Genomic DNA, 23,561 nt, shown 5'->3' with positions numbered 1-23,561 from the left:
GGTTTGATTGAGCATGAAAACTTCCGAAACTCCGCTGGTTCAGTTGACGCGCGCCGGGATCCGCAAAGCGGGCGAGTGGCTGGTGCGCGGCGTCGATCTGACGGTTTCGCCGGGTGAAATCGTCACGCTGATCGGTCCGAACGGGTCCGGAAAGTCCACCACAGCCAAAATGGCTCTGGGCATCCTGAAGCCCAGCGAAGGGGCCGCCGTCAGACGGCCAGGCCTCAAGGTCGGTTACGTGCCGCAGAAGCTTGCGATCGACTGGACGTTGCCGCTGAGCGTTCAGCGGTTCCTGCGGCTGACGAACCCGCTGTCGGAAGAAGAAAGCCGCAGGGCGCTGGCGCGGACCGGGGCCGAGCGGTTGCTTCGCTCCCAGATGAGAAACCTCTCCGGCGGCGAGCTGCAGCGGGTCCTGCTGGCACGGGCGATGGCGCGTAACCCGGACCTTCTGGTGCTGGACGAACCTGTGCAGGGGGTCGACTATGCCGGCGAGATCGAAATCTACGACCTGATTTCCGAGATCCGGAGTGCGCTCGGTTGCGGCATTCTCATGATTTCCCACGACCTCCATGTGGTTATGGCGGCGGCCGATCAGGTGGTCTGCCTGAACGGTCATGTCTGTTGCCGGGGAACACCGTCCGAACTCAGTTCCAACGAAAACTACCATGCCCTTTTTGGCAGCCGGGGAGGGGCGGCGCTCGCCGTCTACGAACATCATCACGATCATGTCCACCTGCCGGACGGCAAGGTACGGCTGGCCGACGGCACCGTCTGCGAAGAATGCCCCGGCGCACATCATGATCACGCTCACCCTGATCATGCCCGCGGGAGCCATGACCACGAACACCCCAACAAGAGCGGCCGCCTGACAAATGCTGGATGATTTCTTCACACGGGCCGTTATTGCCGGGATCGGGGTTGCTCTGGTTACGGGGCCGCTCGGCTGCTTCATCATCTGGCGCCGGATGGCCTATTTCGGCGACACGCTGTCTCATGCGGCCCTTCTGGGCGTTGCCATGTCCCTGCTTCTGGACATCAACACGACCCTGGCGGTCGGCGGCGTGTCCATAATCCTCGCTCTCCTGCTGGTCGCGCTCAGGCGAAGCGATACGCTGTCCTCCGATGCCCTGCTGGGGCTGCTGTCCCATTCCGCGCTGGCCCTGGGACTGGTCTGCCTTGCCTTCATGACCTGGGTGCGGGTCGATCTCCTTGGTCTGCTGTTCGGTGACATCCTGTCGGTCACAAGGCTTGATATCGCGATGATTTATGGCGGCGGCGGGTTTGTTCTGCTTGTCCTTGTCTTCATCTGGCGCCGCCTGTTCGCTGCAACGGTCAGTCCGGACCTTGCTGCCGGCGAGGGGCTTCAGCCCGACTGGACCGAGCTGGTTTTCATCATGCTGACGGCAATCGTGATAGCCATTTCCCTCAAGATTGTCGGAGCGCTGCTGATCACCGCGCTGTTGCTCATTCCCGCGGCCATGGCACGGCGGCTGGCCGCTACACCGGAGCAGATGGCGGTGATTGCGGCCCTTGCCGGTGCGCTATCCGTCACCGGCGGGTTGTTCGCTTCGCTCAACTACGATACGCCGTCTGGCCCCTCGATCGTGGTTGCGGCGATGGTTCTTTTTTCCCTTAGCCTGTTCCCTGGCGGGGTCTTGATCAGAAAATTGAGGGCAAGAACGGGAGGAGACCGGTCATGAGTGATCATGCGCATCCTGACTTGACGAAAAACCAGGCACTGGTGTTCGGATCCCTGTCGGAAGCCGGGGGGCCGCTGACGGCCTACGCGATCCTGGATCTGCTGCGCGGCAGCGGCTTCCGCGCGCCGCTCCAGGTTTACAGGGCGCTCGACAAGCTGGTCGAATACGGCATGGTTCACCGCCTTGAGAGCCTCAATGCCTTCGTGGCCTGTTCCCACAAGGGCTGCTCGGGTCACGGTACGGCGGCCTTCGCGATTTGCGAAGAATGCGGAGACGTGAGCGAGTTTACCCCGCAAGAGGCGATCCGGCTGCTGAAAGCCTGGACCGAAGAGCAGGGGTTCCGGCTCGCCAGAACCACGATCGAATTGCGCGGTACCTGCAAGGCCTGCCAGGCCGTGAACTAGGATCAAATTGAAGGGTTTCCCCGAGAGATTTTTTCTGCTTCACGGTTCCCTAGGGGAAACAGTTGAAGAATCAGGAATTATTTCAGTTTCAAAGTGCGCGGCCACTCCGGGTTTAATCACATTTCAGGTGGAGGGCGGCCATGGCAACTGGTCTGAACCGTGAGGTCGGGTTGCGGCTACATCTACCTCTACCTCCGGAAGCAGGCTGGCGCGGAACTTCAGGGAAAACGCGATGAATTGGTTTGAACGCAAGGGGTTGGCGGCGCTCATCGGTGCTGCCGCAATGATTTGCAATGGACTGGCTTTCGCAGGCAATGGCGCATACGAAGCCGTTCGCGTGCGCTGCGGCGAGCCGATCCCGGTCGAAGACACCGGTGCCCTGGAGGAACACCTGAACGAAGGGCGGTCCGTGGCGGCAAGCCTGCCGAATGTGAGCTGCATCGCCGTGCTCTTTGCCGACAGTGCGTCGGGTCCGTATCCGTTTCATCACCAGAGTCACGTGCTGCGGTTTCAGCCGGCGGAAAACGGAAGGTACTTTTTCACGGCGAAATATGGTTTGAGCGAACGGCCGGGGCGGGATCTCTATTGGTTCAATCAAACGCCGGTAACGTTCCTTGGGGCTTCAAAATCGGGGAAGTTCGATCGCAACATCACCCGCTGGGAATTTCCCTGGACCGGTTTTTCGCTGGTAAAAGAGCATCCACTGTCTGTCCGCCGCGTTTATCAGGATCCGGAAAAAGGTTCGCATGACCAAACCCTGACGATTGTCGGATCATTTCCGATTGAAGTTGGAGGCGAGCTTGTCGACCGCCTCCATGTCGTGGTCGATGACTGGGGACGGTGGCGCAACCCGGACGATCATGAAGTGGGGTGGATGATCTATTCCGAATTCGCAAATGCAGCCATACGTCCGCGTTCGACGCTTTTTGTCAAAGGATTCCCGGGAGCGAGCCATCTCAGAAACCTTCACAGCTTGATCTTTCTCGGTGCGAACGGAGACGTTCAATTGTCCATTCCCGCGTCCGCGCTGAAATCGCTCAATGAATTTTTGTATGATTTCGACGTGCGCACCTACTGACGGCGAGCCGGTTGCCGTCACCGTTCCGGCAAGGGTCTGCATCAAAACCCGTTGCAGCTGCCGGGCAGGGCTCTTATGTTCCGCGAGCGGTATGGACAAATTTGCGTAGAGCCATGCCATTGACGGGCTGAGTTGGGGAGAGTGGCATGACCTTGTTGGTTGCCGGATTGGTTTTGTTTTTGGGAATACATTCTCTGCCGATGGTGCCGTCGGTTCGCGGGGGATTGCAGTCTAAGCTCGGCGAGAACGGCTACAAGGGACTGTTTGCCCTGGTCTCCTTCGCGGGCTTTGGCCTCCTGATCTACGGTTATGGCCTTGCGCGTATGGACGGCTCCCCGATCCTTTACGATCCGCCCCTGTGGGCACGGCATCTCACCATGCTGCTGATGCTGCCTGTCTTCATTTTCCTGGTTGCCGCATATGTTCCCTGCAGGATCAAGGTGGCCTTGAAGCACCCGATGCTGGTTGCAGTCAAACTCTGGGCCTTCGCGCATCTCCTTGCCAATGGCGACTTGGCCTCCGTGCTGCTGTTCGGCGGTTTCCTGGTCTGGGCTGTTGTCGACCGGATTTCGGTCAAGCGCCGTGGTCCGGGGGCAGGCCAGTTGGCCTTCGTTTCGGGCAAGCCGGGCAAACTGTCCGATATCGGTGTGATTCTGGCCGGGCTTGTTGTCTACGGGCTGTTTGTCTGGAAGCTGCATCCGCTTCTCATCGGCGTACCGGTCGTCTAACCTCGGCCGAAACGGGGCAAAATTCGTCAAGGAATTCGTCTTTTCAGCGAAGATTGCCCCACTTGCGCCACGATGGACCTTTTAAAGCCCGATCAGGGAATTGCCCGAACCGGTTCAAATGGATAATGTGCGCCACTCAATTGGGGGCGCGGCCCGGCGGTTTGGCTGGGCCGGCAGAGTGAATGCAGGAACAAGACACGCATGTCTGATATTTTTCGTGAAGTCGATGAAGACATCCGGCAGGAGAAATACCGTCGGCTTTGGGATCGCTTTGGCCCATGGGTGATCGGTGTTGCGGTCTTGATTGTTGTCGGCACAGGCGGCTATCGCGGCTGGCTCTATTGGCAGGAAACCCGTTCACAGAGCGCGGGCGATACCTATTTCGAAGCCGTGAATCTGTCCGAAGCGGACAAGTACCAGGAAGCCGCCGAGCTTTACGGCGAGCTGGAAGGCGCGATCGGCGGCTATCCTGCCCTGGCGAAGTTGCGGCAGGCAACGGATCTGGCGAACGCCGGCCAGACCGATGAGGCGCTGGCCGCCTTTGATGCACTTGCGGCCGACAGCAGCCTGATGGAAGCCATACAGAGTGTGGCCGCTATTCGTGCCGGCTATCTCGCCGTCGATACGCAAGACTATGCCGCCGTTGCCGATCGGGTTGAGAAGCTGACCGGGGACACCGGTCCGTTTCGCGCGGCCGCACGTGAGCTTCTTGCACTAAGTGCCTGGAAAAACGGAAATATCGAAGAGGCGAGGAAGTGGCTTTCCGCGCTCCGGGATGATCCGGAAACGCCGGTCGAAGTCGGTCGCCGCACCGGGCTCCTGGCCGATGTCATTCGCGCCGCCAACGGCGATGCGGATACGGACAGTGAAGGAAACAACTAAGTGAGACTTGCGACCGTATTTTCTTGCCGGCGCGGACTGCTGGGGGCAATGGCCCTGTCGCTTGCGCTGACCGGCTGCGGTTCGGTGAGCGAATTCACCGAGAGCGTCAATCCCTTCAGCCGGGAAAAGACGCTCCCGGGTGAGCGCCAACCCGTTTTCGACGGCGCGGATCCGGCTGCGCAGGCGCTCGGTCAGACCGCGAAGGTCGGACCGGCCACCGGTGGGCAGACCTGGACGACCGCCGGCGGCGGATTGACCAACGATCCCGGCAATGTCGCCATTTCTGTTTCCGGCAGCAAGGCCTGGCGGTCGAATGTCGGCTCTTCCGGCCGGGGACTGACATCCTCGGCCTTGCGGGTTTCGGCACGCCCCGTCAGCGATGGCAGCCGTATTTTCGTTTACAAGCCGAACGGTGAAGTGGTTGCGCTTTCAACGGCCGGCGGCCGTCTTTGGACGCAAAACCTGCGTCCGGAAGGCGAGCGCGACGTCGGTCCGGGCGGCGGCGTTGCCGTTGCGGGCGGCGTTGTCTATGCGGCCACCAGCTACAGGCAGCTTGTCGCTCTGGATGCCGGATCGGGCCAGGTAATATGGACCGCGGATCTGGACACGCCCGCCCATGGCGCGCCGGTTGCCGGCGCCGGCCATGTTTTCGTGGTCTCCCAGTCCAACGAAGTCTATGCCCTCTCCCAGGAGGACGGCAGTCTGAAGTGGTCCTATACCGGCGTTGAGGAAACCGCGGGTCTCCTGTCCGCCGCCAATCCGGCCATCTCTGGCAACCGCGTGATCGTTCCCTTCTCCTCCGGCGAGATCATGGCGATCGACATCAAGACCGGGGAACCTGCCTGGATCGACGGTGTTTCGCGCGGCTTCCGCACACTGGCCCTGTCCGGCCTTTCGGATGTCTCGGCCAGCCCGATCGTCGCAGGCAATACGGTCTATGCAACCGGGGTTGCCGGACGCACGGTTGCCGTCGACATCCGCACCGGCCAGCGCCAGTGGGAGCAGAATCTCGGCAGCGTCCACACACCGGTCGTCTCCGGCGGTGCCTTCTTCATGGTGGATCTGGACGACCGCATGGTGGCGCTCAGCCTGAAGTCGGGTGAAACGCTGTGGGCGACGTCGCTGCCGAGACCGGCAAAGAAGAAGAAACGCCGCAACTGGGCCGGTCCGGTCCTGGCCAACGGCACACTCGTCGCCTTTTCCAGCGACGGACAGATCGCCATGGTCGATGCCGCTACCGGCAAAATCATGTTGACCCAACGGACCAACACGGATGTCTATGTGTCACCGATCGTGGCTGGTGGGCGCGTGGTCGTCCTGAGCGGGACCGACGGCGTCGCGGCCTTCAACTAGAGCACCGGCGTCGCGAAGACGCCTGACAAGGCTCTGAATAATAGAAATCGGGCAACCGGTTTTCGGGAGAAATCCTGAAAACCGGTTGCTCTGGCATTCAAGGACAGGTCCATGGAGGCCTGCCTGTCAGGAGTAACTGCTGTGGGCGCTACAGTCGCCATTATCGGCCGGCCGAATGTCGGCAAGTCTACGCTTTTCAACCGTCTGGTCGGCAAACGTCTGGCGCTCGTCGATGACACGCCAGGTGTCACACGCGACCGGCGGCCAGGGGAAGCGCGTCTCGGAGACCTGCGATTCACCATCGTGGACACCGCGGGCCTGGAAGAAGCGGACAGGAACTCGCTGGAAGGGCGCATGCGCCGCCAGACGGAGGAAGCCATCGAGACCGCCGACGCGGTGCTCTTCCTGATCGACGCCCGTGCCGGCGTAACACCGCTGGACGCGCATTTTGCCGAAGTCGCCCGCAAGACCACCCGCCCGGTGATCCTTCTGGCCAACAAGGCCGAAGGCAGGGCAGGGGAAAGCGGCCTTTACGAATCCTATGCGCTGGGCCTTGGCGATCCGATCGCGATTTCCGCCGAGCACGGCGAGGGCCTTGCCGATCTCTACGACGCTCTGAAGCCCCATGTGGACCGGGTCGACGCGGAAGAAGAGGCCAAACGCGAGGAAGCCGTCACCAACGTCGATGTCAACGAGGACGGCGAGATCGTCGACGAGGAGGAGCCGGTCGGCACCCGCGAGCGGCCCTTGCGCGTCGCGATCGTCGGCCGTCCGAATGCCGGCAAGTCGACGCTGATCAACCGGATGCTAGGTGAAGACCGCATGCTGACCGGCCCGGAAGCCGGCATCACGCGTGATTCCATCTCCGTCGACTGGACCTGGCACGACCGCCACATCAAGCTGTTCGACACGGCCGGTATCCGCAAGAAGGCGCGCGTCCAGGAAAAGCTGGAGAAGCTGTCCGTCGCCGACGCTCTGCGAGCCATCAAGTTCGCCGAAGTGGTCGTGGTTACGCTCGACGCCACCATGTCCTTCGAAAAGCAGGACCTGCAGATCATCGATCTGGTGGCGCGCGAAGGCCGCGCGCTGGTGATCGCGATCAACAAATGGGACCTGATCGAAGACCGGGAAGCGGCCTGGAAAAAGATCCGGGATGCCAACGAGCGCTACTTCAACCAGATCCGCGGCGTGCAGATTGCCACCTTGTCCGGCATACAGGGACAGGGCGTCGACCGTCTGGTCGAGAGTGTCTTTACCGCCTATGAGGCCTGGAACGCCCGTGTCTCGACCGCCAAGCTGAACCGCTGGCTCGACCGGGTGACGGTGAACCATCCACCGCCCGCGGTCTCCGGTCGCCGGGTGCGCCTGCGCTATATGACCCAGCCGAAGACGCGGCCGCCGCATTTCGTGGTCTTCTGTTCCCGGCCGGAGCAACTGCCGGAGAGCTATACCCGCTACCTCGTGAACTCGCTCCGTGAGTCTTTCAATATCCACGGCACGCCAATCCGCTTGTCCTACCGCAAGGGTGAAAACCCCTACGCGACCAAGAAGAAGCGTAAAATCCAGTAGCGGAAATGGATCGTACCGACTTTCAAACGAAGCTATTCGATTGCCAAGAACAGCTTTTCTTCTGCCAACTCCCTTCAAAGGAGATTTTCGATGTCGACAGAACGGCTTGATTTCGCCGAAAGCCTGGCCCGCAAGGCGGGTGAACTCGGACTGGAGTACTTCCGCAAGCTGGACACCTTGACCATTACGCGGAAGGGCCATCAGGACCTTGTGACAGAAGCTGACCGGAACGTGGAAACGCTCATTCGTGAAGAGCTCGCAAAATCCTATCCGGACGACGGCATTCTGGGCGAAGAGCATGGCATGGAAGAAGGCACCTCCGGATATACCTGGGTCACGGATCCGATCGACGGGACGGCCAACTTCGTTGCCGGTATCCCGCAATGGTGTGTGATCATTGCCTGCGTCCATCAGGGGCAGGTCATCGTCGGCGTCATTCATGATCCTGTGTCCGGGGAAACCTTCAAGGCGGCCGCGGGTCACGGCGCTTATTTGAATGATAAACCGATTAAAAGCTCCGACAGCGAGAGCCTGGCGAATGGATCGGTCGGTGTAGGCTTCAATGGCCGGACCGCCGTCACCGACGCTGTCAACGTCGTCGGCGCGCTTGTCTCCAAGGGCGGGGTCTTCTTCCGCAACGCTTCCGGCGGCCTGATGCTGGCCTATGCCGCGGCAGGGCGTCTGATTGGCTATGTGGAGTCCCACATGAACGCCTGGGACTGCCTGGCGGGCATGCTGATCACCAGGGAAGCCGGTGGTCAGGTCATGGAGCAGGACATCAATCACGCGCTTTACCACGGCGCCCGCGTGGTCGTCGGGGCGCCGGGCGTGTTCGCCGATCTCACCGAAATCGCCGAAAGCTCCTTCTCGCCGCTGGAAGCCGCATAAGGCTTGTTGGCGCGCGCAACAAAAAAAGGAGCCCCGTGTTCGCGGGGCTCCTTTTTTGTTTCGAATTATCAGTGCTGAAAGCGGCGTTGCCTCAGAAAGTCATCCATTCGCGGCTGACGCGATCGTAGAGCTTGCCGGTTTCGAAAACCTCGGGCTTGACCAGTTCCAGAAGGTCTTCTGCGACGAGCTCAGGCGTTGGCAGGTTTTCCGGTGCTTCGCCAGGCATCGCCTTGGCGCGCAGGCCGGTGCGGGTCGGGCCGGGGTCGGCCAGATTGATCTTCATGGCGGTCTTCAGGCTTTCGTTCGCCCAGGTTCTCGCCATGGATTCGACCGCAGCCTTGCTGATCGCCTGAAGCCCCCAGAAGGGCGTACAGGTCTGGGCCTGATGCGACGTCAGGAGCAGCGCGCGGCCGGCGTCCGACTGGCGCAGCAGCGGGTCGAGCGAGCGGATCAGGCGCCAGTTGGCGGTCACATTGACCGACATCACCTTGTCGAAGTCCTTCGGGCCGATGTGGCCAATGGGCGAAAGCACGCCAAGCACGCCGGCGTTGCCGACGAAGATATCGAGCTTCTTCCAACGTTCGAAAATTGCTCCGCCCAGCCGGTCCAGAGCGTCGTAGTCGGTCAGGTCGAGCGGAACCAGCGTCGTCTGGCCGCCCGCGGCCTTGATCTCGTCATCGAGATCCTCAAGCCCGCCGACTGTGCGCGCAAGCGCGATGACATGTGCGCCCCGCGCGCCGAGCTGTTTCGCGATCTGATAGCCAATGCCGCGGGATGCGCCGGTCACAAGGGCGATCCGGCCTTCGAAATCTTTTTGCATGAATGCCTCTTGGATCAATCGGCCCGGCGGCGGCAGCGCGGCCGGGCTCTCCTGATCTTCTTAGCCGACTTCCACGAGCCGCGGAGGGCTGACAAAGTCCTGGTCTTCGGAAAGGTCGGTGAGTGGCGTCGGATAATCGCCGGTGAAGCAGTGGTCGGTGAACTGCGGGTTTTCGTCGTCGCGGCCGTCATAGCCCATGGACTTGTAGATGCCGTCGACGGACAGGAACGCCAGACTGTCGGCGCCGATATAGGCCCGCATTTCCTCCAGGCCGTATTTGGCCGCCAGCAGCTTTTCGCGAACCGGCGTGTCGATGCCGTAATAATCTGAATAGCGGATCGGCGGGCTGGCGAGGCGGAAGTGGACTTCCTTGGCGCCGGCTTCGCGGATCATCTGGACGATCTTGACCGAAGTGGTGCCGCGCACGAGGCTGTCGTCCACCAGAACAACACGTTTGCCCTCGATCTGGGCCCGGTTCGCCGAGTGTTTCATCTTCACGCCGAGCGCGCGGATCTGCTGGGTTGGTTCGATGAAGGTCCGGCCGACATAGTGGTTGCGGATGATGCCGAGCTCGAAGGGAACACCGCTTTCCTGACTGAAGCCGATCGCCGCCGGAACGCCGCTGTCGGGCACCGGAACGATGACGTCCGCCTCCACACTGGATTCCCGGGCCAGTTGGCGGCCCATTTCCCGGCGCACGTCATAGACGCTGCGGCCACCGACGACCGAGTCCGGACGCGAGAAATAGATGTACTCGAAGATGCACGGCCGGGCTGGGCGCTTGCCGAAGGGGAAGAAGGATTCAATCCCCGTCGTGGAGCAGACGATGACTTCGCCGTTTTCCACTTCCCGGATGAACTTTGCACCGATAATGTCGAGCGCACAGGTTTCGGACGCCAGGATCGGTGCGCCGTTGAGGTCGCCAAGCACAAGCGGCCGGATGCCGAGCGGGTCGCGCGCGCCGATGAGTTTCTTGGCGGTCAGCGCCACCAGCGAATAGGCGCCTTCCATCTGGGTGATCGCCTCGATGAAACGGTCGACGATCTTGCTCTTGCGCGAGCGGGCGACCAGCTGGAGAACCACTTCGGAATCCGACGTCGACTGGCAGATCGCACCGTCGCGGATCAGTTGCCGGCGCAGGGTGAGCGCGTTGGTGAAGTTGCCGTTGTGACAGACGGCAATGCCGCCGCCGTCAAGCTCGGCGAACAGCGGCTGCACGTTGCGCAGGATCGTCTCGCCGGTCGTGGAATAGCGCACATGACCGACGGCCGCCTTGCCGGTCAGCCTGCCGATGGTCTCGGCATTTGAGAAATGATCGCCGACGAGGCCGAGATGACGTTCGGCCCGGAACTGCTCATTGTCGTAAGTGACGATGCCGGCCGCTTCCTGTCCGCGATGCTGCAGGGCGTGCAGGCCAAGTGCCGTCAGAGCGCTTGCGTCCTCGTGTCCCAGAATACCGAAGACACCGCATTCTTCCCGCAAGGTGTCTGCATTGATGTCAAACGGCTCGTGCACTTCGGTTCCGCCAGTCATGGCGAACACTCCTTCGTTCTGGCCGGCCATCATGACCGGCCTTGGTCCTTGGATCTGCATTCCGGTGTTCACCACAACGCGGAATGGTCTGCATCAGAGCTGAGCCTTTTGCCGGCGTCAGTTGTTGTCCGTTGCCAGTTGCTCCAGGCCCTGGCGTTCTGAATCGCTATAGGCCGGTTCCTCGGCCGGTGCCCTGGCATCGCCGCCGGTCAGGTTCTTGTCGCGTATCTTGTCGAGGATCGCCTTTTCCGGGTCTTCCGGCAACACCGCCACAAGGCGCTCGCCGATAGACAGCAGGATCGGGCGGGACTTGGCGGTCAGAACCCAGTTCGGCTGCTTCTCGGGCTGGACGAACCAGTTGAAGAACATCATTGCCACGACGACCAGCAGGAGGCCGCGCACGGCGCCGAAGACAAACCCGAGTGTCCGGTCGAGCGCCCCGATCCGGCTGTCCAGCACGAAATCGGAAATCCGCATGGTTATGTAGCTGACGATGATCAGCGTGACCAGGAACACCGCTGCCGCGGAAACGCCCATGGCGACCAGATCATGGGATATATATTGCTTCGTGTAGGGAAGAACACGCTCATAGAGCAAAAATGCGGCGGCGGCGGCGGCCACCCAGGAGACAATGGAAAGCACTTCCCGGACAAACCCGCGGATCATTGCGAGGACCGCCGAGATGAACATGATGGCCAAGAGCACTCCGTCCAGCAGCGTAATCGGCATATCCTGAAAAATCCTCTGTCTGGCGTCTTCGAAACGCTCTCAAAACCTTCAGTTGGACCTCGTGCCCATCATGCGTCAATTGCCCGCCGAAGCACTAGCCTCGGCCGAGAGTTTGGCAACAAAGTCCCCAAGTTCCGGCAGCCCCGTCGCCCTGAAGGACGAGGCCACACCGTCCTTGAGGTTGCCCTCGGGACAATAAGCCTGATCGAAGCCGAGTTTCTCCGCTTCCTTCAGCCTGGATTGAGCCTGGGCCACCGGCCGGATGGCCCCGGACAAGCTGACTTCGCCGAAATAGACGCAATTGGCCGGAAGGGCAAGCCCGCTGAGTGAAGACACCAGGGCTGCCGCCACGGCAAGATCGGCCCCCGGTTCGTTGATCTTCAGTCCGCCGGCAACGTTCAGATAGACGTCATGCTGGGAAAAACGGACACCGCAGCGCGCTTCCAGAACCGCCAGGATCATGGAAAGCCGCGCGCTGTCCCAGCCGATCACGGCCCGCCGCGGCGTGCCGAGGGACGATTGTGCCACCAGCGCCTGGATCTCGATCAGCAGCGGGCGGGAGCCTTCCAGACCGGCAAAGACCGCGGCGCCCGGCGCTGACGTATTGCGGTCGCCGAGGAAAAGCGCGGAGGGGTTCGGCACTTCCTGAAGTCCCTTGCCGGTCATCTCGAAGACGCCGATCTCGTCCGTGGCGCCGAAGCGGTTCTTGACCGAACGCAGGATGCGGTACTGATGCGCGCCGTCACCTTCGAAATAGAGGACCGCGTCGACCATGTGCTCGACGACACGGGGGCCGGCAATCTGGCCGTCCTTTGTCACATGACCGACGAGAACCAGCGTGGTGCCGTTTTTCTTGGCGTAGCGCACCATCGCCTGAGCCGACGCGCGCACCTGAGTCACGGTGCCGGGGGGCGAGTCCACCTGGTCCGTCCAAAGGGTCTGGACGGAGTCCAGAATGAGCAGGGCAGGTGCGGTGTCGGCTTCCAGAGTTGCCAGGATATCTTCGACGCTCGTCTCGGCGGCCAGCGCCACGGGCGCTTCCGAGAGGCCGAGCCGCTCGGCCCTCAAGCGAACCTGGCCGATGGCCTCTTCGCCGGAGATATAGACGGTCTTGTGGCCGAGGTTCGCCAGCTGCGCGGCCGCCTGAATAAGCAGGGTGGACTTTCCAATACCCGGATCACCGCCGACAAGCAGGGCCGATCCGCGCACGAAGCCGCCGCCGGTCACCCGGTCGAGTTCGGCAACCTTTGTCTGGATGCGGGGGGCTTCCTTGGTGTCGCCGGAAAGGCCCACAAGTGGTACGACCCTGCCCTTGCTGCGCGAGGCGCGGCCCGGTCCGCCGCCGATGCCGCCACCGGTCTGCTCCTCGACGATGGTGTTCCAGTCGCCACAGGATTCACAGCGCCCCACCCACTTGGCGGTCACGGCCCCGCAGGACTGGCAAACGAAGGAGGTGGACCTGCGGGCCATGATGTTCGTCTTCCGCTCTTCTTCAATCAGGTGAGGGGGCCGTAGACCCGCTCGAAGCGGCGGCCGAGGCTTGTTAGATATTCGTAGTCGATGGTCTCCGCATAAGCCGCAATGTCGGCGGCGGCAACATGTGGACCCAGCATTTCCACAAAGGCGCCGCGACGGAGCAGGTTTTCAGGCACATCCGTCACGTCGAGCGTGATCATGTCCATCGAGATCCGGCCGAGGATCGGCGCCCTGTGACCTTCAATCATGGCAAAACCGCCCGGACGTTCGTCGGTGGAGCCGGCCCTGCGGAGAAGGCCGTCAGCATAGCCGGCAGCAACCACGGCATTCCTCAAGGGACGTTTCGCGGTCTGCTTTGCGCCGTAACCGATCGTATCGCCCGGCGGAACCTCGCGCACGATCATGATACGGGCCTCGACCTTGACGACCGGCCGCATCGGATTGAATCCGGTATCGAAGGCCCGCCCGCCATAGAGGGAAATGCCCGGACGGGCGAGATCGAAATGATAGTCCGGTCCCATCAGCACACCGGCGGAGTTGGCCAGCGATCTCGGAATATGGGCGAAGGGAGCCGTCACCTCGCGGAAAAGATCAAGTTGGCGACGGTTCATCGGATGGTCGGGCGTGGAGCCGCAGGCCAGATGGCTCATGACGAGCGTGGGTTCGAAAGGACCAAGCAATGCCTTGTCGGACATGGCAGCAGAAAATTCCGCCGGCGACAGTCCCAGCCGGTGGATGCCCGTATCCACATGAACGGCCGCCGGATGGTTCCGGCCGGTGGATTTGCACAGCGCAGTCCATTCCTGAAGCTCTTCAAGCGAGCCGAGGACCGGACGGATGTCGTGCTCGAGGAAATGCGCCGCCGTGCCGGGGAAGAGGCCGTCGAGCGCATAGATGACCGCGTCCGGAAGAACCTTGCGCAGCGCCAGCGCCTCTGTCGGGACGGCTACGAAGAACGTCCGGCATCCGGCCTCAAAGAGCGTCTTTGCGGCCATCTCCTGACCCAGGCCGTAGGCATCCGCCTTGATCGCCGCCGCGCATTCCGTTTCTCCCGCAAGTTTGCCTGCAAGGAACATCCAGTTGGCGGCCAACGCCTTCGGATCAATGGTCAGGCGGCCGCCATAGAGGCCGGAGGGAAAGGAATTGGAAACGGACACGACCCGGTTATTGCTCCTGCCATACACAAGAAAATGGAATCGGCGCCAACCTTAGCGCATGGGGCAGGGGAAGTGCCAATTGGAATGATGGACGCGGGAAGGCACTCAATCCATGAACAGGAACTCGATGCCGGCTTCATCGGTGCGCACCCAGCGGATTTCCCCGTGAAAGCGCAGTTTGCGGCTTTCCACCTCGATGACGACCCGGTCATTTGGCTCAAGTCCTTTCGACTTGACCGCAATGCGGCATCCACCGGCACTGATATCCTCAACGACGCAGGGACGCTGTGTCCCGCCGTGCTTGAAAAGTCCGGTCCACTTGCATCGTTTCCGCGGAAAGTCGCGGACCTCTTCCAGCAGTTTGAGAGTTGGAGACAACGTCAATTCCGGCACTCTGAGTCAAACACAATTACGCTTAAATCAACAACCTAAAGTACGCCTTGGAGTTTAATCAGGGCTTAAGCGTTGTTCTTTTTTTCGGGGGTGTTGTTCCTGGGAGGGAAGAGTTGAACGCGGACAGAGAAAAGGCCGCGGCATGTCTGCGCGCGGCCTGTTGAGAAAGACGCATCACGAGGAGGACGATTTCCCGGTTCTTCCAGTCTACTCGAAACGCTCCGGCAGATGGTCCTCTTCCGCAAGATCGGAGAAGCGGGTGTATTGGCCTTCGAAGTGCAGGTTGGCGGTACCGGTCGGGCCGTGACGCTGCTTGGCGATGATGACTTCCGCCTTGCCTTTCAGCCGTTCCATGTCCCTTTGCCAGTTCTCGTATTCGACCGTATCCGGCTCGGGCTCGGTCTTGGAAAGGTAGTATTCCTCGCGGAACACGAAGAGGATGACGTCGGCGTCCTGCTCGATGGAGCCCGATTCACGAAGGTCCGACATCATCGGCCGCTTGTCGTCGCGCGATTCCGCCTGACGGGAGAGCTGGGAGAGGGCGATGATCGGGACCTGAAGTTCCTTGGCGAGCGCCTTCAGGCCGGTGGTGATTTCCGTGATTTCCTGGACGCGGTTGCCGGAGTTCTTGTTGGAGCCCGACAGGAGCTGGATATAGTCGACCACCAGCAGGTCGAGACCGCGCTGGCGCTTCAGTCGCCGCGCCTTGGCCACCAGCGATGCGATGGAAATACCACCGGTCTGGTCGACGTGCAGCGGCACGGTTTGCATGGTCTGGGCGCAGGCTGCGAGTTTTTCGAACTCGGCCTCGGTGATATCGCCTCGGCGGATCTTGGAAGAGGAAATCTCAGCCTGTTCGGAAATGATACGCGTTGCGAGCTGCTCGGCCGACATTTCCAGCGAGAAGAAGCCGACCACACCGCCGTTGACGGTCTTCATCGAGCCGTCCGGCTGTTCCTCGGCCTTGTAGGCCTGTGCGATGTTGTAGGCGATGTTGGTCGCCAGCGACGTCTTGCCCATGGCCGGTCGCCCGGCAAGAACGATCAGGTCCGAATGCTGAAGGCCGCCCATCAGGCGGTCGAGTTCGCGAAGGCCGGTGGAAATGCCGGAGAGGGCGCCTTCACGGTTCCAGGCGGCATGGGCCATCTCGATGGTTTCGCTCAAGGCATCACCGAAGGAGACGAAACCGCCCTCGCTGCGGCCGGTTTCGGCCAGCTCGAACAGGCGCCGTTCGGCGTCATCAATCTGCTGGGTCGGCGGCACGTCGATCGGGGCATCGAAGGCGATGTTGACCATATCCTCGCCGATGCGGATCAGGTTCCGGCGGATCGCGAGATCGTAGATGGTACGGCCATAGTCCTCGGCGTTGATGATCGAGGCGGCGTCACCGGCTAGGCGAAGAAGGAACTGGGTGGCCGACAGGTCGGCGATCTTGGCGTCAGAGGGATAGAAGGTCTTCAGCGTGATCGGCGAGGCGGTCTTGCCGGCCCGGATCAGGTGGCTGATTTTCTCGTAGATATCCTGGTGCGGCGGCACGAAGAAATGGTGCGGTTCCAGAAAGTCGGAGACCCGGTAGAAGGTTTCGTTGTTGACCAGAATCGCGCCCAGGAGCTGCCGTTCGGCCTCCGCATTGTGCGGGGCAAGGCGCTGGACCTCTTCTTCCGTTTCGACCTTCTGCAATGTGCCTTTCATATCGTCCCCCGATGACCCAAGTTCATCCGGAATACTCTGTGACGGTTGTGGTCACAAGGATCAAAAACAACTGTCGCCGATTCCCACCGGCTGAGGGAAATCAGCGGGGAAAGTTTGGAATCCTGCTTGACTCCGAACGCGATTGCAGACTCGGGAGCCAAGGTCTTAGTTGTTGAATTCAATGATATTTTCGGAAAGGTTAATTGCTGGTTAACAATTCTTCGAGGGGATTCAATGCCTTGTCCAGAGTTCTGTCATCAGTGATTGAACCCAGCGGTCCGGCCCCTGGACAGGATTGCCGGCAAACAAAAAACGGCGCTGCAAGCAGCGCCGTTCAATCGTGTCTGACAAATTGGGAAAAAGCTCTTAGGCTTCTTCTTCTGCCGGAGCTTCCTCGGAAGCTTCAGCAACTTCGCCTTCGCCTTCGCCTTCAGCTTCTTCGTCTTCTTCAAATTCGAAGACGTCCTGTTCCGGGGTGGTGAGGTCTTCACCGGCTGCCTGACGGACAGCCTCGTCTTCGGAACGGGCAACGTTGACGGTGACCGAAACTTCGACTTCCGGATGAAGCAGGATCAGAACGCTGTGCAGGCCGATCGTCTTGATCGGGGTGCGCAGTTCGACCTGGCTGCGGGCAACGCTGAAGCCGGCTTCAGTGAGGCCTGCCGCGATGTCGCGGGTGGACACGGAGCCGTAGAGCTGACCGGTTTCACCAGCGGAGCGGATCATGACCAGGGATTCGCCGTCGAGCTTGGAAGCAACGGCTTCCGCTTCGGACTTGCGCTCCAGGTTGCGGGCTTCAAGCTGGGCACGTTCGTTTTCGAAACGCTCCAGGTTGGCCTTGTTGGCGCGCAGGGCCTTGCCTTGCGGCAGCAGAAAGTTACGGGCATAGCCGTCGCGGACGCGAACGGTGTCGCCCATCTGGCCGAGCTTGGCGATACGCTCAAGAAGGATAACTTGCATCTTTATTCTCCTACTGTCCCACCTTGGAGGTGGTTAGAGACCGTTTGTCCGCGGTCCCAATACGGATCCCCCGGGCGGACCCGGGAGACTGTCTCCAGATGGAGGCTTAGCTGATCACGAAAGGCAGCAGGCCGAGCAGGCGGGCGCGCTTGATCGCACGGGCCAGTTCACGCTGCTTCTTCGCGGAAACCGCGGTGATGCGGCTCGGAACGATCTTGCCGCGCTCGGAAATGTAGCGCTGCAGCAGACGGATGTCCTTGTAGTCGATCTTCGGTGCGTTGGAACCGGAGAACGGGCAGGTCTTCCGGCGACGGAAGAACGGACGGCGGCTCGGAAGCTGTGCAATATCAACCATAATCTCTTACTCCCCTTCAGCCCGGCGCGGAGCGCGGTCGCCCCGGTCGCCCCGGTCGCCACCACGACCACCACGGTCGCCACCGCCGAAGCGGTCGCCACGGCCGCCGCCACGGCGGTCGTCACGGTCGCGTTTCTGCATCATTGCGGACGGTTCTTCGTCCAGCTCGTCGACCTTGAAGGTCATGAAGCGCAGAACGTCTTCGCTGAGGCCCATCTGACGCTCCATTTCGGCAACAGCCGCATGCGGTGCGTTGATGTTCATCAGGGTGTAGTGAGCCTTGCGGTTCTTCTTGATACGGTATGCGAGGGTGCGCAGACCCCAGCTTTCCACCTTGCCGACAGTTCCGCCAGCGCCTTCGATGAGGCCCTTGTACTGTTCGACGAGTTGTTCGACCTGCTGGGCCGAAACGTCCTGGCGCGCCAGGAATATGTGCTCGTAAAGAGGCATGGAAATAGCCTTTCCTTCGGTTGACAACACAGGGCTGGCGCAAAGCCTCCTCGTAGCCCCGGAAAGGCACGAGAATTCTAACGAGAGCGGGAACACGGGAAGTCGGACCTTTTTTACGAGTCCTGGCAAACGCCCTTCCGTTCAGCCCCCGGCCAAACCCCGGATGAAGCGCGGTCTATACTCCCTTCTGGCAAAAATGCAAGGGGTTTCAAGAACGGTTTGGCGAAAACCCGAAAACCATGCCGGCAGGCCCCGGACGTACGCGACGGCGTGACCTTCGCTATCCCGGACAGGAGCCCCCCTGCTGGTAGGCCGGTAGAAAGGAGGAGCCTGTTTCGTTTACGCACCTCTTACGGGAAAACGGACAAAAGCACGCGAATTTGCGATTAGATTGTCTGCTGGGCCTTGACAGTTCGGTTAAGAGCGTATCATAGCCTCGCGCCAAGTTCGGCTGCAGCCCGCTCGGTCTGCTTTACGCTATCTATCAATGCCGGAGACCGCCGGGCGGCTGGTCCGGCATCCTCACACGTGTCACGGAGGCGCTTTCCAGATGACCATTGCATTTACATTTCCAGGGCAGGGCAGCCAGAGTGTCGGCATGGGCAAACTGCTTGCCGACACTTATGCTGAAGCAAGGGCTGTCTTCGAGGAGGTCGACGAAGCCCTCGGGCAGAAGCTTTCCGATGTCATGTGGAACGGTCCGGACGACGCCTTGACGCTGACCGCGAACGCGCAGCCGGCCCTGATGGCCGTGAGCCTAGCCACCATGCGGGTTCTGGAAGCCAGGGGCCTCGACCTGAAGTCCGTCGTTTCCTATGTGGCCGGTCATTCGCTCGGCGAGTATTCGGCCCTTGCCGCCGCCGGCAGCCTTGATGTGGCGACAGCCGCACGGCTGCTGCGCATTCGCGGCGATGCCATGCAGAATGCGGTGCCGGTCGGGCAGGGAGCGATGGCAGCGCTTCTCGGCCTTGATTTCGATGTCGCCGTCGAGGTTGCCGAGGCTGCCGCTCAGGGCGAGGTCTGTCAGGCCGCCAATGACAACGCGCCGGGGCAGGTCGTCGTTTCCGGGCACAAGGCCGCGGTCGAGCGGGCCATCGAGATTGCCAAGGCCAAGGGCGCCCGGCGCGCCGTGATGCTGCCCGTCAGCGCGCCGTTCCATTGCTCGCTGATGGCGCCGGCCGCCGACGCCATGGCTGAAGCCCTGGCCGGTGCGGATGTCAAGGCGCCCGTCGTGCCGCTGGTTGCGAACGTCCTGGCCGCACCGATCACGGATCCCGACGAGATCCGCAACCGCCTGGTGGAGCAGGTGACCGGCACCGTCCGCTGGCGCGAAAGTGTGATCTGGCTTGCCGAAAACGGCGTCGATACGCTGGTTGAAGTCGGAACCGGCAAGGTTCTTACGGGCATGGTCAAGCGTATTCACAAGGATGCCGCCGGACTTGCGGTCAATTCTCCGGAAGACATCGACGCTCTCATGGAAAAAATCACCGGCTAAGTCTTTCAAGGCCGGTGCACAGGACTTAAATCCCGCCGCAAGGCAGAAAAGGATCAGGGAAGGACCCTATATGTTCAGCTTGGAAGGGAAAAACGCACTCGTCACCGGCGCGACCGGTGGTATCGGCGAGGCTATTGCCCGGGCACTGCATGCGCAGGGCGCGACGGTTTCGCTGTCCGGTACACGTGCGGAAAAACTGGAAGCCCTGGCTGCTGATCTTGGCGAGCGGGCGTTCGTGACGCCCGCGAACCTGTCCGACCGGGCCGCTGTCGACGCGCTCCTGCCGACTGCGGAAGAGAAGATGGGGTCCGTCGACATCCTGGTCAACAACGCCGGTATCACCCGCGACAATATCTTCATGCGCATGAAGGACGAGGAGTGGGACCAGGTGCTGGAAGTCAACCTTTCGTCCGGTTTCCGTCTGTGCCGGGCTGCAATCAAGGGCATGATGAAGCGCCGCTCAGGCCGTATCGTCGGTATCACTTCGGTCGTCGGTGTGACGGGCAACCCGGGGCAGGCCAACTACGCAGCCGCGAAAGCAGGCATGATCGGCATGTACAAGTCGCTGGCCCGTGAGGTCGCCAGCCGTAACATCACCGTCAACACGATCGCGCCGGGTTTCATCGAAACCGCGATGACGGATGCCCTGAACGACAAGCAAAAAGAATCGATTTTGGGTAGTGTCCCCGCGGGCCGTTTGGGCACTTCGGCGGAGATCGCGGCTGCCGCACTCTACCTCGCCAGCGACGAAGCTGCCTACGTGACAGGCCAGACTCTGCACGTCAATGGCGGCATGGCTATGATTTAAAAGGAAGTTTCGCCGCGAAGGCAAAAAGAATCCGGACCGCGAACAAGCGGTCTGGACCGGCTGGTAAAGGGCAACAAAGTGTGTTACCAACCCGCCGATTGTTCCGAATTGCGCAGTCACGTCCGAATGTCTGTCCTGACTGCGCGCAGACATCTTGAAGACCGCGATTTCGCGCCGCCGCTTTCTAGCAAACCGGTCAGGGGCAGTTTCGCGAGAGATGAATAGACGAAAACTAAGGAAGTGAAAGATGAGCGATATTGCGGATCGGGTAAAGAAAATCGTCGTTGAGCACCTCGGTGTGGACGCTGAGAAGGTTGTGGAAGGCGCAAGCTTTATCGACGATCTCGGCGCAGACAGCCTCGACACCGTTGAACTGGTCATGGCATTCGAAGAAGAATTCGGCGTTGAAATCCCGGATACCGCAGCAGAAACCATCCTGACTGTTGGCGACGCTGTAAAGTTCCTGGAAGCCAACAAGTAAGGGCAATCGCCCTTAGTTCGGTTTGAAATGATGTTTGGGCCGGCGGAGGCTTCTCCGCCTGGCCCTTCCAACGTAAGTGCGGGTGTATGAGGCGAGTTGTCGTAACAGGGTTGGGCATGGTCACGCCGCTTGGCGGTAGTGCCGATGTCACTTGGAAGAAAATCCTCGAGGGAAAGAGCGGGGCCAACAAGGTCACCAACTTCAAAGTCGACGATTTGGCCTGTCAAATCGCCTGCCAGATCCCGCGCGGTTCCGCTGAAGACGGCGCATTCAATCCGGATGACTGGATGGATGTCAAAGAGCAGCGCAAGGTCGACGATTTCATCGTCTATGCCATGGCCGCCGCCGATCAGGCCATGGCCGATTCCGGCTACAAGGCGGAGACCTACGAGCAGCAGGTCCGTTCCGGTGTGCTGATCGGTTCCGGCATCGGTGGTCTCCAGGGCATCGAGCAGGGTGCGTATCTGCTGGCCGAAAAGGGCCCGCGGCGCATCAGCCCGTTCTTCATTCCGGGCCGACTGATCAACCTCGCCGGCGGTTATGTATCCATCCGTCACGGCCTCAAGGGTCCGAACCATGCGGTCGTGACAGCCTGTTCCACCGGTGCGCATGCCATTGGCGACGCTTCCCGCCTGATCGCCTTCGGCGACGCGGATGTGATGGTTGCCGGCGGTGCCGAGTCTCCGGTCTGCCGTCTGGCCCTTGCCGGTTTTGCCGCTTGCCGTGCGCTTTCCACCGGTTTCAACGATGCTCCGGAAAGAGGTTCGCGTCCCTATGACAAGGATCGCGACGGCTTCGTCATGGGCGAGGGCGCCGGTGTTGTCGTTCTGGAAGAATATGAACATGCGGTTCGCCGCGGCGCGAAGATCTATGCCGAAGTCATCGGCTACGGTCTTTCCGGCGACGCCTACCACATCACGGCGCCGTCCTCCGACGGAGACGGTGCTTACCGTTGCATGGAAGCTGCGCTGAACCGTGCAAAGATCACGCCGGCTGAAGTCGACTACGTCAACGCGCACGGCACGTCGACGCCGCTGGGGGATGAGATCGAACTTGGTGCCGTTACCCGCCTCGCGGGTGAGCATGCAGCCAATCTGACCATGTCCTCGACCAAGTCCTCCATCGGCCACCTGCTTGGGGCGGCCGGTGCGGTCGAGGCGATTTTCTCGGTCATGGCGATCCGTGACGGCATGGCGCCGCCGACCATCAACCTCGACAATCCGTCGGTTGAAACGGAAATCGACCTGGTGCCGCACCAGCCGAAGAAGATGGACATCAATGTTGCCCTGTCGAACTCTTTCGGCTTCGGTGGCACAAATGCGTCCCTCGTCTTCCGCAAAGTTGCCGCATAGCCCATTCAAGTTCTCTCAAGCCGGACCTTTCTCCTTGTGCCCGGCTTGAGATACTGATTGTGACAACTGGTCCGCTTGAGCCTGGCTGGCAACCCGGGCTCAGTATTGGAGGTGCGACCGATTATGCGCATTAAGCCGAAAAGCCCGCGTGAAGCCCTGCAACCCGAACAGGCTCCGGCACCGCCGCAACGTTCCCGCCACGTCCGCAATCCCTTCGTCATCCTGATCAATATGGTCATCACCCTGACGGTGTTCGGCCTGGCGGCTGTTGGCGCAGCACTCTATATCGGCAAGCATAAATTCGAAGAACCCGGACCGCTTTCCAAGGAAACCACCGTGGTGATTTCCTCCGGTGCGGGGCTGTCCGGGATCACGAGCCGCCTTACGGCCGAAGGCATCATCGACGACAGTGTGTTGGACGAGTGGGTCTTCAATCTCGGTATTCGCTTCTACAAGAACGCCACGAAGCTTCAAGCCGGCGAATATGCCTTCGCCCCCGGAGTGTCGATGCAGGAGATCATGAACGATCTCGTGGAAGGCAAGGCGGTTACCCATTCGGTGACAATCCCGGAAGGCTGGACCACCGCCCAGATCGTCGCCCGCGTTCGTGAACATCCGATCCTGACCGGTGAAATCACTGAAATTCCCGAAGAAGGGGCATTGCTGCCGGAGACATACACCTTCGCACGCGGAACACCGCGGCAAGAGGTCCTGAACCAGATGAAGGCAGCTCAGGTGAAGCTGCTGACAGAAATCTGGGAACGGCGGGTCGACGGCTTGCCGATCAACTCGCCCGAGGAACTGGTGATCCTGGCATCGATAGTTGAAAAGGAAACCGCCCTTGCGGACGAGCGTTCGCGCGTGGCTGGCGTCTTTGTCAACCGCCTCAACAAGAAGATGCGTCTTCAGTCCGATCCGACGATCCTCTACGGTCTTTATGGCGGTGAGGCCTGGCTGAAGGACCGGTCCGCGATCAAGCAGTCCGAGCTGAAAAAAGAGAACAAATACAATACCTACCAGATCGACGGACTGCCGCCGGGACCGATCGGAAATCCGGGTCGAGCCGCCATGGAGGCGGTGGCCAACCCGTCGCGCACGCAGGATCTCTATTTTGTTGCGGACGGAACCGGCGGGCATGTTTTCGCCGAGACCTACGAGCAGCATCAGGATAACGTGCGCAAGTGGCGCAAGATCGAAAAAGATCGCCGTCAGGCCGAAGAAAGCAAGTTGGAACCGGTCAATTCCAATTGATCCCGGG

The 23,561-nt window shown here is 61.0% G+C and carries 24 protein-coding genes; 14 read left to right on the top strand and 10 right to left on the bottom strand.

Going from position 1 to position 23,561, the window contains the following annotated elements; translation table 11 throughout:
• Positions 1 to 13: 13 nt before the first annotated feature.
• From ACQY7U_RS04845 to ACQY7U_RS04805, 9 genes are all read left to right on the top strand, one after another.
• A complete protein-coding gene (locus ACQY7U_RS04845) occupies positions 14 to 883 on the top strand; it encodes an ATP-binding cassette domain-containing protein (protein ID WP_428642559.1) in 870 nt (289 codons plus the stop codon).
• Complete coding sequence (locus tag ACQY7U_RS04840; RefSeq protein ID WP_428642557.1) at positions 873 to 1,700, top strand: metal ABC transporter permease; 828 nt, start codon at positions 873 to 875, stop codon at positions 1,698 to 1,700. The genes ACQY7U_RS04845 and ACQY7U_RS04840 overlap by 11 nt, the downstream gene beginning before the upstream one ends.
• Complete coding sequence (locus tag ACQY7U_RS04835; protein ID WP_428642556.1) at positions 1,697 to 2,104, top strand: Fur family transcriptional regulator; 408 nt, start codon at positions 1,697 to 1,699, stop codon at positions 2,102 to 2,104. The genes ACQY7U_RS04840 and ACQY7U_RS04835 overlap by 4 nt, the downstream gene beginning before the upstream one ends.
• A gap of 256 nt (positions 2,105 to 2,360) precedes the next feature.
• Positions 2,361 to 3,182: a hypothetical protein gene (locus ACQY7U_RS04830; RefSeq protein WP_428642554.1), complete on the top strand. Its 822-nt coding sequence runs from the start codon at positions 2,361 to 2,363 to the stop codon at positions 3,180 to 3,182.
• Positions 3,183 to 3,328: 146 nt separating this feature from the next.
• Entirely contained in the window at positions 3,329 to 3,910 is a 582-nt protein-coding gene (locus ACQY7U_RS04825; protein ID WP_428642551.1) for an NnrU family protein, read from the top strand.
• 201 nt (positions 3,911 to 4,111) lie between these two features.
• The gene (locus ACQY7U_RS04820; RefSeq protein ID WP_428642549.1) at positions 4,112 to 4,792 is read left to right on the top strand and encodes a tetratricopeptide repeat protein; all 681 of its coding nucleotides are present in this window, start codon (positions 4,112 to 4,114) and stop codon (positions 4,790 to 4,792) included.
• Complete coding sequence (locus ACQY7U_RS04815; RefSeq protein ID WP_428642546.1) at positions 4,793 to 6,145, top strand: PQQ-binding-like beta-propeller repeat protein; 1,353 nt, start codon at positions 4,793 to 4,795, stop codon at positions 6,143 to 6,145.
• Positions 6,146 to 6,286: 141 nt separating this feature from the next.
• Positions 6,287 to 7,714, top strand: a complete 1,428-nt coding sequence (der, locus tag ACQY7U_RS04810; protein ID WP_428642544.1) for a ribosome biogenesis GTPase Der — start codon at positions 6,287 to 6,289, stop codon at positions 7,712 to 7,714.
• A 90-nt stretch (positions 7,715 to 7,804) separates the two neighbouring features.
• On the top strand, positions 7,805 to 8,602 hold the full coding sequence (locus ACQY7U_RS04805) for an inositol monophosphatase family protein (protein ID WP_428642542.1): 798 nt from the start codon (positions 7,805 to 7,807) through the stop codon (positions 8,600 to 8,602).
• 91 nt (positions 8,603 to 8,693) lie between these two features.
• On the opposite strand, the gene ACQY7U_RS04800 is transcribed toward ACQY7U_RS04805, so the two are convergent.
• From ACQY7U_RS04800 to rpsF, 10 genes are all read right to left on the bottom strand, one after another.
• Positions 8,694 to 9,422, bottom strand: coding sequence for an SDR family NAD(P)-dependent oxidoreductase (locus ACQY7U_RS04800; protein WP_428642540.1), 729 nt, complete (start codon positions 9,420 to 9,422; stop codon positions 8,694 to 8,696).
• Positions 9,423 to 9,482: 60 nt separating this feature from the next.
• A complete protein-coding gene (gene purF, locus ACQY7U_RS04795; protein ID WP_428642538.1) occupies positions 9,483 to 10,955 on the bottom strand; it encodes an amidophosphoribosyltransferase in 1,473 nt (490 codons plus the stop codon).
• Between the two features lie 117 nt (positions 10,956 to 11,072).
• Positions 11,073 to 11,684, bottom strand: a complete 612-nt coding sequence (locus ACQY7U_RS04790; protein WP_428642535.1) for a CvpA family protein — start codon at positions 11,682 to 11,684, stop codon at positions 11,073 to 11,075.
• Positions 11,685 to 11,759: 75 nt separating this feature from the next.
• Positions 11,760 to 13,154 carry a DNA repair protein RadA gene (gene radA / locus ACQY7U_RS04785; protein WP_428642532.1) on the bottom strand — a complete coding sequence of 465 codons (1,395 nt, stop codon included), beginning with the start codon at positions 13,152 to 13,154 and terminating at the stop codon, positions 11,760 to 11,762.
• A gap of 26 nt (positions 13,155 to 13,180) precedes the next feature.
• On the bottom strand, positions 13,181 to 14,317 hold the full coding sequence (gene alr, locus ACQY7U_RS04780) for an alanine racemase (protein ID WP_428642529.1): 1,137 nt from the start codon (positions 14,315 to 14,317) through the stop codon (positions 13,181 to 13,183).
• A 105-nt stretch (positions 14,318 to 14,422) separates the two neighbouring features.
• Complete coding sequence (locus tag ACQY7U_RS04775; RefSeq protein WP_428642526.1) at positions 14,423 to 14,695, bottom strand: PilZ domain-containing protein; 273 nt, start codon at positions 14,693 to 14,695, stop codon at positions 14,423 to 14,425.
• A gap of 222 nt (positions 14,696 to 14,917) precedes the next feature.
• Positions 14,918 to 16,402, bottom strand: a complete 1,485-nt coding sequence (locus ACQY7U_RS04770) for a replicative DNA helicase (protein ID WP_428642524.1) — start codon at positions 16,400 to 16,402, stop codon at positions 14,918 to 14,920.
• Positions 16,403 to 16,768: 366 nt separating this feature from the next.
• Positions 16,769 to 17,362 carry a 50S ribosomal protein L9 gene (gene rplI / locus ACQY7U_RS04765; protein ID WP_428642522.1) on the bottom strand — a complete coding sequence of 198 codons (594 nt, stop codon included), beginning with the start codon at positions 17,360 to 17,362 and terminating at the stop codon, positions 16,769 to 16,771.
• A 106-nt stretch (positions 17,363 to 17,468) separates the two neighbouring features.
• Entirely contained in the window at positions 17,469 to 17,717 is a 249-nt protein-coding gene (gene rpsR / locus ACQY7U_RS04760) for a 30S ribosomal protein S18 (protein WP_029066450.1), read from the bottom strand.
• Positions 17,718 to 17,723: 6 nt separating this feature from the next.
• Entirely contained in the window at positions 17,724 to 18,167 is a 444-nt protein-coding gene (gene rpsF / locus ACQY7U_RS04755) for a 30S ribosomal protein S6 (protein WP_428642519.1), read from the bottom strand.
• Between the two features lie 550 nt (positions 18,168 to 18,717).
• On the opposite strand from rpsF, the gene fabD reads away from it, so the two are divergent.
• The 5 genes from fabD (at position 18,718) to mltG (ending at position 23,554) form a co-directional block, all read left to right on the top strand.
• A complete protein-coding gene (fabD, locus tag ACQY7U_RS04750; protein ID WP_428642517.1) occupies positions 18,718 to 19,662 on the top strand; it encodes an ACP S-malonyltransferase in 945 nt (314 codons plus the stop codon).
• Between the two features lie 70 nt (positions 19,663 to 19,732).
• Complete coding sequence (gene fabG / locus ACQY7U_RS04745; RefSeq protein WP_428642515.1) at positions 19,733 to 20,470, top strand: 3-oxoacyl-[acyl-carrier-protein] reductase; 738 nt, start codon at positions 19,733 to 19,735, stop codon at positions 20,468 to 20,470.
• A gap of 247 nt (positions 20,471 to 20,717) precedes the next feature.
• A complete protein-coding gene (locus tag ACQY7U_RS04740) occupies positions 20,718 to 20,951 on the top strand; it encodes an acyl carrier protein (protein WP_008194310.1) in 234 nt (77 codons plus the stop codon).
• An 86-nt stretch (positions 20,952 to 21,037) separates the two neighbouring features.
• Complete coding sequence (gene fabF / locus ACQY7U_RS04735) at positions 21,038 to 22,303, top strand: beta-ketoacyl-ACP synthase II (RefSeq protein ID WP_428642512.1); 1,266 nt, start codon at positions 21,038 to 21,040, stop codon at positions 22,301 to 22,303.
• A 123-nt stretch (positions 22,304 to 22,426) separates the two neighbouring features.
• Positions 22,427 to 23,554: an endolytic transglycosylase MltG gene (mltG, locus tag ACQY7U_RS04730; protein ID WP_428642510.1), complete on the top strand. Its 1,128-nt coding sequence runs from the start codon at positions 22,427 to 22,429 to the stop codon at positions 23,552 to 23,554.
• Positions 23,555 to 23,561 lie beyond the last annotated feature (7 nt).

Origin of the sequence: Roseibium sp. (genome assembly GCF_050301095.1) — a bacterium.
Classification (GTDB): Bacteria; Pseudomonadota; Alphaproteobacteria; order Rhizobiales; family Stappiaceae; genus Roseibium.
The sequence above is the reverse complement of the archived record's forward strand: the minus strand, read 5'-3'. Positions and strand labels throughout refer to the sequence as shown.

What these genes read in the sequence shown, in the direction of transcription:
- ACQY7U_RS04845 (WP_428642559.1), top strand. Translation starts at nt 14, where the DNA reads ATGAAAACTTCCGAAACTCCGCTGGTTCAGTTGACGCGCGCCGGGATC.
- ACQY7U_RS04840 (WP_428642557.1), top strand. Translation starts at nt 873, where the DNA reads ATGCTGGATGATTTCTTCACACGGGCCGTTATTGCCGGGATCGGGGTT.
- ACQY7U_RS04835 (WP_428642556.1), top strand. Translation starts at nt 1,697, where the DNA reads ATGAGTGATCATGCGCATCCTGACTTGACGAAAAACCAGGCACTGGTG.
- ACQY7U_RS04825 (WP_428642551.1), top strand. Translation starts at nt 3,329, where the DNA reads ATGACCTTGTTGGTTGCCGGATTGGTTTTGTTTTTGGGAATACATTCT.
- ACQY7U_RS04820 (WP_428642549.1), top strand. Translation starts at nt 4,112, where the DNA reads ATGTCTGATATTTTTCGTGAAGTCGATGAAGACATCCGGCAGGAGAAA.
- ACQY7U_RS04805 (WP_428642542.1), top strand. Translation starts at nt 7,805, where the DNA reads ATGTCGACAGAACGGCTTGATTTCGCCGAAAGCCTGGCCCGCAAGGCG.
- ACQY7U_RS04800 (WP_428642540.1), bottom strand. Translation starts at nt 9,422, where the DNA reads ATGCAAAAAGATTTCGAAGGCCGGATCGCCCTTGTGACCGGCGCATCC.
- purF (WP_428642538.1), bottom strand. Translation starts at nt 10,955, where the DNA reads ATGACTGGCGGAACCGAAGTGCACGAGCCGTTTGACATCAATGCAGAC.
- ACQY7U_RS04790 (WP_428642535.1), bottom strand. Translation starts at nt 11,684, where the DNA reads ATGCCGATTACGCTGCTGGACGGAGTGCTCTTGGCCATCATGTTCATC.
- radA (WP_428642532.1), bottom strand. Translation starts at nt 13,154, where the DNA reads ATGGCCCGCAGGTCCACCTCCTTCGTTTGCCAGTCCTGCGGGGCCGTG.
- ACQY7U_RS04770 (WP_428642524.1), bottom strand. Translation starts at nt 16,402, where the DNA reads ATGAAAGGCACATTGCAGAAGGTCGAAACGGAAGAAGAGGTCCAGCGC.
- rplI (WP_428642522.1), bottom strand. Translation starts at nt 17,362, where the DNA reads ATGCAAGTTATCCTTCTTGAGCGTATCGCCAAGCTCGGCCAGATGGGC.
- rpsR (WP_029066450.1), bottom strand. Translation starts at nt 17,717, where the DNA reads ATGGTTGATATTGCACAGCTTCCGAGCCGCCGTCCGTTCTTCCGTCGC.
- rpsF (WP_428642519.1), bottom strand. Translation starts at nt 18,167, where the DNA reads ATGCCTCTTTACGAGCACATATTCCTGGCGCGCCAGGACGTTTCGGCC.
- fabD (WP_428642517.1), top strand. Translation starts at nt 18,718, where the DNA reads ATGACCATTGCATTTACATTTCCAGGGCAGGGCAGCCAGAGTGTCGGC.
- fabG (WP_428642515.1), top strand. Translation starts at nt 19,733, where the DNA reads ATGTTCAGCTTGGAAGGGAAAAACGCACTCGTCACCGGCGCGACCGGT.
- ACQY7U_RS04740 (WP_008194310.1), top strand. Translation starts at nt 20,718, where the DNA reads ATGAGCGATATTGCGGATCGGGTAAAGAAAATCGTCGTTGAGCACCTC.
- fabF (WP_428642512.1), top strand. Translation starts at nt 21,038, where the DNA reads ATGAGGCGAGTTGTCGTAACAGGGTTGGGCATGGTCACGCCGCTTGGC.
- mltG (WP_428642510.1), top strand. Translation starts at nt 22,427, where the DNA reads ATGCGCATTAAGCCGAAAAGCCCGCGTGAAGCCCTGCAACCCGAACAG.